We start from the raw sequence: 12,705 nt of genomic DNA, 5'->3' as shown, positions 1-12,705 counted from the left end.
AGTATGTTTTGTATTATAGGGGGTGCATTAATATTCTGTCAATGGTTTTAAGCAATATTTATTTAGGTATGTTTTGCTAAAGGAAATAATACAACGTTTTTATGCAAAGAGAGCTGCGCCTGTACGCTATCAACGCATCTATGAAGAAACTATTCTCTATCTCTATAACAATAGGTTATGTTAACTTCACAGGGGCATTTCCGTATGTTCATTTTAAATATTTAAAATGAACACTAAAATAAGTAGTAATAGAAAACCTTGCTATTTCTATTCAAAAAAAGGAAAAGCAACCGAAAAATTTCGTGATTGGCTGATATAAAGTTCGAAATCAAAAGCAAGATAGCTACATCCGTTCTTCTTGTCTTTTTACTAAGACTACGTTAAACCTTTCAATTATTAAATGAATAACAATGATTCCTATCATTAGACAATAGGTAACATTTTGCGCAATACCAATAACGTCGTTCCAGCTATTTTTACCGTTTACAAATAATTGTAAGATTAATCCTACAGCTAAAGGCAGTAATGCATAAGATGTTTTTTTCATAAAAAATCCTACAACCCCACCCAAAATACCACCGACAGCTGATGCTCCGTACCAAGTCGCATATGCGACTACCTGTTCTTTAAATGGTACTGCTACTGGTACATCTTGATAAAAATAGCCAATCACGAAATAAAATGTAATTGCAGTGATTGTATAGATAGCACCAAGTAATACAGATTTCTTAATATCCTTTGCATATATATACCCAACAAGCATTGCAAGTATAAACCACATTGGCAAGGAGTTAATCATTATTGCTAAATAGGAAATGATGAATTCAAAAGCTGTTGCGCCATTACTTAAATCAGGTAAGTTATCAGAAACAACCGAAAAAAAACCAACAATGAAACCAACGATACATGTAAAAATAATAAAACTTCTCCAATATCCTCTATATTCTTGATTTCCCTTCAACAAAATACCCTCCCTATGTAAATAAGAGCATTTACTTTTTACAAAAATACATTTTTAGTCTGCAAATACAAATCCTCAACCTTATGCCTGTTTGTTTGAACATGATAAGTGGAGTACCTAATAAATACATTTTTTCATATCATTTATACTGATTCTCTTATTCTATATATACAGCTCCACCTTCCCGCTTTTAAAAAGGACCATGTGTCATACCTTAAATATAGATCCAGGAATAATAAAAAACGCCTACGAATAGAATGAGAGTTGCAACCATTGAACTTCTCCATTTTAGGTGATTTCAGAACCATAAAAAGATTCATCACCAACAGAATAATTGGTCTGACAGATTATAAGATTTCTAATCCTAACCCCTCTCCCTTTTACCTGCATTACAAAATAATCCAATTCTAGTATATCACAGGTAATTATATAAGCGGTGTAACTTTGAAATAAACCGATATATTCTCCCAAGGATTTACTTTTTCTTCATCCATTAATTAATGAATTTCGGAATAGCTACAAAATAGATTTCATTATCGTCACTTAAAATCTTTTATATTTTGGTATTTCCCAATTACCCTACTGTATGGATCGATTCATCTTGAAGAATAGATGGATTTTTTTATTTGAAATATTTAGAATTAACATTAAAATAAATAACAGGAGAGGGATTATGAAAATTACAAATTATAAATAACGAGGAGATAGAGATGAAAGTACAATTAAAAGCTGATTTAATGCTACTTATGGTTACATTTTTTTGGGGTGCATCCATCTTACTTACAAAGGTGGGCCTCAATTACATAGAAGAATATAATTTAATCGCATTACGCTTTATTATTGCTTTTCTTTTATCAGCTATAGTATTTTTCAAGCACTTAACCAAAATCGATTTTAAAACTGTAAAATATGCGTTTATATTAGCTTCTATTTTGTTTATTGTTTATGTTTTTGCGACTTTTGGTACAAAGTATACAAGTGTTTCTAATGCCGGTTTCTTAATGAGTCTCACAGTCATCTTTATTCCAATATTATCATCTATATTTTTAAAGCAAAGACCTGAAAGAAAAGTTGTATTTGGAATCGTTTTAACCATAGTAGGAATAGGATTATTAACGTTAAATAGCGAATTCAAGATAGCTTCTGGTGATATATTATGTATCTTATGCGCTTTATTTTATGCAGTTCATGTCATCGTTACTGGAACAATGACTAAGCATGTTAATTCAATTACTCTTGGGGTAGTACAACTAGGTTTTGTCGGTCTATTTAGTCTTATTTTCTCCATGTTTATGGAAACCCCAAAACTACCTGACACTGTTGAATCATGGTCTTCAATCTTAGCCTTAAGCATATTTTGTACAGCAATAGCTTTCATTGTTCAGGTTATTGCACAGCAACACACCAGCCCTACACATACAGGTCTTATTTTCTCATTAGAACCTGTTTTTTCTGCAGGTTTTGCTTTCTTTTTCACAGGTGAAACCCTTACATTGAAAGGTTACTTAGGTGCAACACTCATATTATTAAGTGTATTCATTGCTGAACTAGATTTAAAGAGTTTATTAAAGCTAAGTTATAAGAAAAATATAGAATAGATATTTTGCCATGGTAGATAGACATCCACTTTTATAAAAAAAGAGACACACCCTACAGACATTAGTAGGATGTGTCTTTTTCTTACTTAATATTCTCTAAATACCAAGAACCATCTTTTTTCACTAAATCATAGTTGTACGTAAATGATTGAGTTGGATCCTCTTTAATTGGTACACTTACTTTCACACTTAAAGTGGATGGAGTTTCTGCTACATTCGAAAACGTTTGAATCGCATCTGTGTGATATACATTCGTAACCGGATACAAGTAATACGGATCTAAAATCCATTGTCTATTATACTTATAAGCTTTTTCAAATTGTTTTTCCGTAAATGTAGGCTCATAATATTTACTCAATTGTTTTTGTAAATCTCCAAAAGATTCTTCTTCTTGTGAAGAGATTGCTGCACGTAAAATATAATCTGCATGTTTTTCAGCGTCTAAAATAAGCTGCTTGGCACTCTCTAAAGATAGGCCTGAAATTGCATTTTTATCTTCTTCACTTCCAGATACTTGTACACTTACTTTCCCGTGTAAGTCTTTATACTGAACTTGCACTTCCGTTGTATCTCCTAATTTTGCATCATCTTTTACAGTAATTTCTCCTGTTTTATTTACAGCAACGAAATCTTTTAAACTTTTATACGATACGAGATTCGAATCGCTAATTTTTTTATGATAGTAATCGTCGATTGGACGTCCTGCTTCTTTTTGCTTTTGAATAATCTCTTTTGGAACCGGTATTACAAGTTCTATGTTTAATGGTTCTTTTTGTTTTTTCATCACAAATGCTTTTTCAGGAGATACTCTCAATTTTGTCGGTTTCACAATATAAACCGGCACTTCAATTTCTTTTTTGACTTCTCCATCGTCTACTAATTCAAATACAAGATTTACTTTTTGATTCTCTTTCGCATTCGGTTTTACACGGACGGAAAAGTCATTTGCCCCCTCCTTCTTAACTCCTACTAAATTGTTATCTTTACTTGTCACTCGAATTTCTTCTTTCTTTGATAATTCTTTTGTTTGTAATTGCAGTTGATCGTCATCAAATTCCTTTTTAAATACTTTTAAATTACCCTGTTCTCCTTCTTCAAGGCGTAAATTTTGTTTGTTAGCTTGTAGTGTTGTCTTCTCACAACTATTCCAGCCGCCAAATGGCTCTACTTTCCCTAATAATTCTATATTCAGTTTCGCATCTTTATATATAATTAAGCTTGCTTCTAATCCAGCTTTGGCATAAAGTGCTAAGGATATTTTCCCACAAAAACCCGCTCTCCCATTTTGCAAAACATCTAGTTCATCCAGTTGGTCTAATTTCAGATCTGCAATCCCAGATTCTCTAATTTCTCCCTCTATTTGAGCTCCACCTTCAATAAACGCTCCAACTAAAATTAAATTTGCAATTGTTAAGCCGCCCTTCGCTCCTATACCTAAATTTCCTTCTATTTTTGCGTTTCCTGATCCTTCAAATTTCAGACCATCGTTCTCATGTTTCCGAATTTCCTTTCCCTTCTCATATCCAATACGATAAGAATCAACTTCTTTTACTCCTACTTCAACACCAATCGTTAAATCTGCCTTAACAACTAGATACCCTTCAATTAACGCACCAAAAATAGGGTTTGTTGGATTTTGGACATGAAAAACAAAAAGCGGCTCATTTAATCCTCTTATTTTTAATTTTTTCTTTTCTACTTGGTCTTTCCATTCTTCATACGGCTTAGTTAATAACTCTCTCCACTCATCGTCTATAACATCTTCACACGACTTTCCTGTCCCCTTACAATTCTCGTATTTAATCGAAGTTTTCAAACTTTTCTCGATTTTCATTTCCATAATGTATTTCAAATCCGATAAATTATTCACATCTTCATACTCAATATGCACATCTGAAATTTTTATTTCTCCTTCTACTCCTAATACACTATCTCCATAATCACTTTTTCCACCTATTAGATCCTTCTGTTTTAATTTCACATCTAACTTCATACTAAACTCTGCTTTAGGATCTAGATTACTTTTCAATAGTTGCAACGTGTTACCTGCTGGTTCGAGATTTTTCTTCAATATATCCTCCATAGGATAAGAAAAGCTTTGCTTCTTCACAAGCGGCTGCTGGTTGGTTAACGTAACCCCTTCAGCTAAAAAGACAGGTGTAGCATTTTCAGGTGTAACATCCATCGAACCTTTCACATCTAACTTCTCAACAACTTCCGACGCTTCCGGTGTTACTACCTTCACACTTTTTGAACCATTATCCCCCGCTGTAATGGATGTAATTTTGACAGCTAATCCCATCGGAAATTCTTTAGTGGACGGTAAAATTAAAATGTTTCCTACTTTTAACGGTTGAAGTGTAGCTGCTTCGTTTTTAAAGACCAATGTATCATCTTGGATTTTTTTAATATCCTTCATATACTTTTCAGCTATTTCGTAAACGTTTTTCTTATAAACAACATCTGCTTTGTCTTTCTCTTTTTCCGGCTGGGTAGTGCCGCCTCCGCCCCCTGTCGTTGGTTCATCTTTCTTATAATCAATTGCTTTACTCACTACAGCTGCTGCCTCTGCTCTTGCTAATGATTGCTTCGGTTTAAATGTTCCATCTGGATAACCTGTAATAATTTTCGCTTTTACTAATGCTGCTATTAATTTAATATTCTTTGAAAACTGATCCTTATCTTGAAAGGATACTTCTTCATTTACTTCCGTTAACTTCAGTACTTTTGCTGTAATAAGCGCCATTTCTTCTCTCGTTATTTCCTGCTCTGGGTTAAATGTAACACCATAATCTTTTTGATCAATAATGCTTTCTTTTAAAGCCGTTTCAATGTATACATTTGACCATTTGTTTACTGGAACATCCTGGAATGTTTCTTTTCCTTCAACTAACTTATACTTTTGTTGTCGTACAATCATTGTTAAAAATTGTTCTCTTGTTAAACGATCTTCTGGTCCAAATATTCTATTCCCTTTTCCAGATATAATCTTTAACTCATTTAAACGTTTAATTTCTTTGTATGCCCAATGATTCTTTGGAACATCATCGAATACATTTTCATATTCAATGACACGAACAACGACAGCTGCTGCTTCTGCTCTTGCTAATGATTGTTTCGGTTTAAATGTCCCATCTGGATAACCTGCAATAATTTTTGCTTTTACTAATGCCGCTATTAGCTTAGGATTTTTAGAAAAATCGTTCTTATCTTGAAAAGGAACTTCCTCATTTACTTCAGCTAATTTCAATACTTTCGCAAGAATTATCGCCATTTCTTCTCTTGTTATTTCTTTCTCTGGTTGAAAATTCGCGCCGTATTCTTCCTTAGTAATCAATCCTTGTTTTAATGCTGTTTCAATATATTTATTGGACCATCTATTTGTTGGTACATCTTTAAATGTTTGCTTTCCATTTATAAAATCATAGCTTTGTTGCAAAACAATCATCGTTAAAAATTGTTCCCTCGTTAAACGATCTTCTGGTCCAAATATTTCACCATCTTTTCCTGATACAATCTTTAACTCTTTTAAAAGCTTAATCTCTTTATACGCCCAGTGTGTAGTAGGAATATCACGAAATACTATCTCATTATTATCAATCGTAGACACAGAAGGCTTTGTCGCTGTATTTACGTTATCACCGATCGCATAGATTGGGACACTATTAAATAACAAAGATAGAAATAGCAATACAATGAAACTAGACTGAAATCTCTTCTTTATTTTTTTCCTCATTCATTATTCCCCTTCTAATCTGAGGGAAAAAAGGCACCCTCAAAATTTTAATCAATTGTAGACAAAACGGTCTCGATATTTACATTACCCCCAACTTTTTTAATAAACGATTCATCAATCTTTAAATCTCCCTCTATTGTTGGCAATAACAAATAGTCGAACCACTGCGTTTCTCCAGTTTTCACAACATCTACAACACGTTTAAGCACTGTCCCTGGTGTATAAATATAATTTTTCTTTCCTTCTTTATTTAACTCTACATGTAAATCGTAAATAGCATTTGGTGATTTATTCTCGATTCCTATTTTCACTAAGTAAGGCAAGCCTTTATGAGCTTTCTTTTCCACTTTTATGTGCATCTTTACTCCATCTTCTCCCGATACTTCAATCGGTTTTACTGTTTTGAAATTTGCAAAAACAGCTTCGTCAAACGGATATAATGTAGAAGAGAAAAGCGCCTCTAAGTTGTACTGACCTTTTTGATCACCGCGAATATACCACTCCGCTCTCTTTACTTCATTGCCGCCTATTGTCCCTAAATAAACATCATTCCTTTGCTGAGTAGCGATAGGAGCTAAACTTAATCCTTGCGGTAGTTGTAAGGACACATTTGAATTCGTTAATTCAAATGGTTCGTCTGCAAAATTTTGTATAACAAGTTCTACTTTAAAGAATTCCTTCAGCCAGCTCACTTGCCCTGGTACGACCATATATCCAACAGCAGGTGGCATTTCTTCTCGGCCTTGGATTACCACTGGATAAACTTGATTACCCCCAATTACAATGGCTGAATTACCATTAAGAATATTTCCCTTACCATTAATGACGTAATCTACCTTCTTATCCTCATTCTCCACTTTTAAATACAGCTCAAACTTATATACATAACGGTTCGCTGGATCATTTATATCTATACCTGCTTTTTGTATTTCTTCTTTTGTCATTTGCTGTACATTCATTTTTCCATCGAATAATTGTGAAGGTTCTAGTATTATTTTTTTCTTCGTTATTTCACCTTTCTTTACATCCACATCTACTACAACTGGCTTATACCCTTTTTTATATGCGTATACCTTATATGCACCTTCTTGTGGTTTTAATAGTAATGTGCCGCTCCCGTCTGTTACTAATTTACTCATTTTCTTCTGTGCATCTTCTACTACGATGCTAACATGTTCTACTGCTTGTCCATTCGTTCCTTGTACGTCTAATAATAACCCCATTTCTTTTTCAGTTACTTCAACGGGAATATTTAGTGTTTGACCATCTTTTGTAATTGTAATGATTGCTTTTCCTTTTTGATTCAGAGTTGTTAATTTGCCAGAAGAATCTACTGTTACAACAGAAGAATTAGAGGATTTAAAAGTTACACCACTCGTAACATCTTGTATAGAACCATCCTCATAAACTCCCGTTACCTTCAAGTCATATATCTCATTTGTTTTCAATGAAATATGACTTGTACTAGCATGTAATTCTAATAATTGATTTGTTACATGAACTTTCACTTCTTTTGTAAAAGCTCCTACAGACACAGTAATCACTGCATCCCCTTCTTTTTGAGCTACTATATTTCCTAATTTATCTACTTTTACGTTTTCATTATTACTAGAAAACGTTGCTTCTGTTTGAATAGAAGATTTCGTATCGCCCTCATAAATTCCTATTACTTGCAATCTTCGTTTCTCATTAATAGGAAGGCTAATCTCTGACGGCTCTACTTCTATATCTTTAAGACTACTATGAATATAAACTGGAATACGGACTTCTTGTTCTTCATAACGAACAAGAAGTGTCGTTTGTCCCTCTTTCCATGCTGTTATCTCTCCCGCTTTAGATACCGAAGCTAATTGCCAATCATTTATGCTAGCATAAGCTTGATTCGTGACATCTTCTTCCTCGCCGCTCTCATACTTTGCTGTTACAGTAAATGTGTCTGTAGCGTGTTCCTTCAATTCAAACTGACTTTTACTGATTACCAGTTCTTTTACTCTTTCTTTTACCTCTACTGTTACCTCTTCTGTAAAATCTTTATACGTAATTTTTAATGTTGCTTTCCCTTTCTTCTTTCCAATTAATGCATGTCCTTGTTTATCCACTTCAATAATATCTGGATGTAAAGACTCTACTTTTGCTTTACTTGTAACATCTTGTCCACGTCCATTATCGTAATTTGCATAAATATAATACTCAAAAGGTTCTCCTACACGAATACGATCATACTTTATATTACTGTCAATTCCTTTTATTTTACTGTCGTCCTTTTCTACTTTTACAGTTATCTCTTTCTTGATTCCTTCGTATTCGACTGTAATTGTTGCTTCCCCAGCACTAACAGCTTCAAATGTTAAATCATACAAAACACGCACTATCTTTTCATCCGAGCTCGTTAATTTTACTCCGTAATTCGGATAGGTAACATCACCATCTTCATAGATTGCTGTAACATTAATATGCGAGTATTCTCCCTCATATAAGCTAACTTCCTTCTTATCCAACTCAATGTCCTTTATTTGTTTTTTTTCACCTACATTTACATCTATCCAATGAGGAATTTGACCATATGAAACTTTCATTAATGTCCGGCCAGCGCTTTGTCCAATTATTTTATTAGTTGAACTAACCTTTGCAATATCTGAATTATGAACCTCTATTTCTACTTTTTCTGTAATATCTACTTCTTTTTCATCATAATAACGAGCGATTACTTGAAAAGTTTGTTCTTCTCCCACCTTTAATTGCAATGGTTGAGGATTCACAAAGATTTCTCGAATAAATACAGGGTGGACGTTTGTCCCTCTTAATTGCGTATGTTCCGAGGGCGAATGTAAGACAAATTGTATATCTCGGTCCTGCTTATTTACTTCCATTACCACCGTCTGTTCAGATTCACCTTTTTTAAAGACTATTTCACCAGAATTTTTAATTTCCTCTGCATTATTGTTTGTTTTAGGAAGAGATAGTTTCCACTTCACACTGTCTTGTTTATCGATGTTATTTGTTCGGCCAATATGTGCTGTGAAAATTACTTTGTCATTCCCTTTATCCTCAATTGATGCACCTGCGAAATAAACTTCACTATCAATTTCAGGAGCCTTTACATTTTCAAATGTCATAGAATTAATAAGCACATTTGAATCGACACCATTATCTTTTCCATCAGCAATGACTAACTTAATTGTATTCCATTCATTTACATTGACAGTAGACTCCGCATTAAGTACAGCACTTATACCATCCATCTCTGTATTTTTCACACCATTTATATTTGAAGTATAGTACTTTTCATACCACCTATCTGAAAAAATAGAAGAAACAGCTACCGGCATTGTTGAATTTTGTACTTTCGAAATATTCTTACCGTTAACAAAAATACCAACCACATCGTTATAATCAGTAAATTCCGAAAATTCTTCGGATGCTAATACATATTGTATCTTCATCTTTTCTTTTGACGGCTTAAATTCAAATTCTAAAACACTGGCATCATATGTTTTTATACTAGGAAAGAACGGAAAAAACAGCTTTTCTACATCACTATCCCCTGGTTGATTATTTATTTGTGTATAGCTCTTAAATTTATTGGGGCCAATAATTCCTTTTGCATTCCCAGTACTTAAAATCACACCTGCGTTCAGTCCAAAAATATTTTGTTTAGCTTGAAATGCTCCAGCTGCCTGATTTGCTCCTGTATATTTCACACTTCGAACTTCCGCACCATCTCCAACAAGTTGTTTTGCTAATTGTTCTGCTTTTAAGTTCTCATCTAAAGTTGAAACAGAAATGTCTTTGTTACTATCTTTCCCCGCTTCTTGCACACTCATTGTTTGAAATGTTCTTTCCTCTTTTTTTTCTTCTTCCCCATTTGCCTTTACATAAAAAGGCGGTAGTGGCAATAACAAAGTAGCAACGATACAAATTATTAACACATACCGAAAATAACTTTGCCTTTTCCTCAACTGATTATCCCCTTCCTAATTTTCATAAACACACCAACTTCCTGCATCCCCCCTTTTTTACCTTTTATTACAAGTTCATTTTTATATTAGTCTATTTCTATTATCTAATTCAATAGCATTTATAATGTAATGACTTCTTGTCTCTAAAATACTTTTCGACAACATTAAAGCAACAAAAATCAAAATGAAATTTAATAATTAAAAATACTAACTAGTATTTGAGCGATAGCTTATTAGATAAGCCGGCTTATCACGATTTCGGTACCTCATATGACCCTTATGTTTCTCCGCAGAAAATTAGATTTTCTGCTCTCACCATATCGTCTTAATGCCGCCTCCGCAATTCGAGACGTGTACAGCTAGACAATCACAAAAAAAGCGATCCCATAAGAGATCGCTTTTTCAGACTGTAAAGAAAGCTTAACAATATAAGCTATATCATTTTACATTCTTTTTGTTGGATCTATTTTTTGACGTGATTTCCTGCGATACAGGACAGTCCAAATGATTGCGAGTCCAATGAATCCATACGTGACTAAACTAGAAATTGCTAAAAACATAGAAACGGAAAGACTATAGACAAGCACTACTTTCAACAATGCCTCGCCTAATAAGACAATTCCCCATCCTGCTGTCATGATTCGCAATACTTTACGAAAGTAAGCATTTTTCCACTTATCAGCAAAAGCCACTTGTTCTTTTTTTGTTTTTCCGACAGTAAATCGTAAGGCGAAATAATAAATTAGCGGTCTTCGCGTGATAAGAGAGCCAAGGAAAATTAATCCCATAACTCCTGTGACAAAGGATTCCCGAATTAAAATGAGTCTTTCGTCTCCGCCAATGAGAGCTGCGATAATTCCAAGAATAAATCCGACTAACATAAACACTGCAAATACGTCCCATTTTCTATACTTCAGAAAATAGATTATAGTTTCTACTAAAGGAATCATTGTGGCAATTATGAGCGCTGTGATGTTCGACACATGGCCTAATAACAGCTCGTAAACTAAAATGGGCAATGCCGCATTAATAAGTAAAGAAAGGATAATTCCACGTACAATTTGTTTTCGCTCCATGTTACATCCCCTCCTCTGTATATATCCCATGAAACCCAAATGGAATATGATGAGGAACCTCTGCTCTTCCGATTTCATCCATGGTTTGAGCATCTAAAACCAATAAAAATGAACGTCCTTGAACCCCGCTAAGAACCACTGATAGTAAAATCCCCTCATCCTCTTTGGTGCCGTTAGGTGTAGCCACAAATACTGGTTCACCAGGATAACAATCTTCTTGAGACCAAATCTTACTCTCCCCTGTCCGGGTATCAATTTTAATCAACTGATTATCCATATTCTCTGGGTGAAGAAGACTTGTACTTACACCATAAGCGTATCGATAATTTTGTCCATTGTACCTTTGGTAGTGAATCGATGGCAGTTCAATACTTTCTAATGATAAAATCTCTTCCACTGCAACAGAGCGACCTTCCTCTAAAATATAACGCTTAAATTGGGGGTGCGATCCGATTTGAGAATCGCCTGTAAGCTGATCAATCGAAAGATTCGTAACAGCTGAAGCTTCTTTTGAAATACACGCATCAATAACAACATCTTTACCTTGCTCAAACGCATTGATTACGTGAAAACCAAAACCCGCTTGACTTTCCACTATGCGATGCAACTTTCCGTCTGCTTTACTAACAACGAGAAAACGTAAGCCCTGGTCTGGTTTCCAAATTAAACTGTCTGTGAAATTCTTACCCGTCTTTAACAACATAGGCTGAATTACTAAAGGAAATTCCAACAAAATAATATAATGATTTGTAATCGCAAAACTATGCATATAACCTGGTCGATCTGTTTCAATACTGCCAATTAATTGCCTGTGTGCTGTCATAGGATCGATGGTGTAAATATGGTAGAAGGTTGTTTTTCCAAATTGAATAGTGAAATTGATGAGTTGACCACTATGAGGATCTAGATGAGGATGAGCTGTAGTCATATGAGCTGGAATATTATCTTGAAATTGATAGACACCTATAGTATTTAAAGTTAGCGGATCAAATTCGACCATCCCAGGCGATTCGGTTAAAGCCAGAAAATGATGGTCCATTTTCATAATATTAACGTTAGTGTTATTACTGCCCCCTGCGGTTCCAGCTGATCCAAAGCCAGCCACTTGTTTTCCCGCTTCCATTACATGATGATAGGCTTCGGTTCGTAGAAAGCGATTTGTATATGACACATTTCCGTGACGAAACGAAAACTTGTGGATCATTGCTAATCCATCAAACCAGTGCCCTCCCATAAAATGGGCAGGACCATTTCGAAACAGACTGCCAGACAGCCAGATCGGAATCTGTCCTTGAATTGGTAAGCTTCCAATTTCCACCTCTTTATTTAAACTACTTAACCCTTTTTGAAACGTATTCAATTCACATTCCTCCTT

6 protein-coding genes are annotated in these 12,705 nt (G+C 34.4%); 1 reads left to right on the top strand and 5 read right to left on the bottom strand.

The genetic code is table 11. The features are described from left to right. Nucleotides 1-343 precede the first annotated feature (343 nt). Nucleotides 344-961, bottom strand: a complete 618-nt coding sequence (locus WAX78_RS12370) for a hypothetical protein (RefSeq protein WP_336482569.1) — start codon at nt 959-961, stop codon at nt 344-346. Between the two features lie 710 nt (nt 962-1,671). Here WAX78_RS12370 and WAX78_RS12365 point away from each other — a divergent pair. Further along, nucleotides 1,672-2,559: a DMT family transporter gene (locus WAX78_RS12365; RefSeq protein ID WP_336482568.1), complete on the top strand. Its 888-nt coding sequence runs from the start codon at nt 1,672-1,674 to the stop codon at nt 2,557-2,559. Between the two features lie 82 nt (nt 2,560-2,641). Here WAX78_RS12365 and WAX78_RS12360 read toward each other — a convergent pair whose 3' ends face one another. The 4 genes from WAX78_RS12360 to WAX78_RS12345 all read right to left on the bottom strand — a co-directional run bounded on the left by WAX78_RS12360 (nt 2,642) and on the right by WAX78_RS12345 (nt 12,690). After that, complete coding sequence (locus WAX78_RS12360) at nt 2,642-6,295, bottom strand: S-layer homology domain-containing protein (protein WP_336482567.1); 3,654 nt, start codon at nt 6,293-6,295, stop codon at nt 2,642-2,644. Between the two features lie 47 nt (nt 6,296-6,342). Then, nucleotides 6,343-10,254 carry a choice-of-anchor L domain-containing protein gene (locus WAX78_RS12355; RefSeq protein WP_336482566.1) on the bottom strand — a complete coding sequence of 1,304 codons (3,912 nt, stop codon included), beginning with the start codon at nt 10,252-10,254 and terminating at the stop codon, nt 6,343-6,345. Between the two features lie 443 nt (nt 10,255-10,697). Beyond that, on the bottom strand, nt 10,698-11,330 hold the full coding sequence (locus WAX78_RS12350) for a VC0807 family protein (RefSeq protein WP_336482565.1): 633 nt from the start codon (nt 11,328-11,330) through the stop codon (nt 10,698-10,700). Between the two features lies 1 nt (nt 11,331). Then, nucleotides 11,332-12,690, bottom strand: coding sequence for a carotenoid oxygenase family protein (locus WAX78_RS12345; RefSeq protein WP_336482564.1), 1,359 nt, complete (start codon nt 12,688-12,690; stop codon nt 11,332-11,334). Nucleotides 12,691-12,705: the final 15 nt, after the last annotated feature.

The organism is Bacillus yunxiaonensis, assembly GCF_037104695.1.
In the GTDB taxonomy this organism is placed as follows: Bacteria; Bacillota; Bacilli; order Bacillales; family Bacillaceae_G; genus Bacillus_A; species Bacillus_A yunxiaonensis.
Note: the sequence above shows the minus strand (reverse complement) of the source record. Positions and strands in the feature narration are given on the sequence as shown.

Excerpts from the sequence above, each read along its gene's own strand:
- WAX78_RS12365 (WP_336482568.1), top strand. The coding sequence starts at position 1,672 with ATGAAAGTACAATTAAAAGCTGATTTAATGCTACTTATGGTTACATTT.
- WAX78_RS12360 (WP_336482567.1), bottom strand. The coding sequence starts at position 6,295 with ATGAGGAAAAAAATAAAGAAGAGATTTCAGTCTAGTTTCATTGTATTG.
- WAX78_RS12350 (WP_336482565.1), bottom strand. The coding sequence starts at position 11,330 with ATGGAGCGAAAACAAATTGTACGTGGAATTATCCTTTCTTTACTTATT.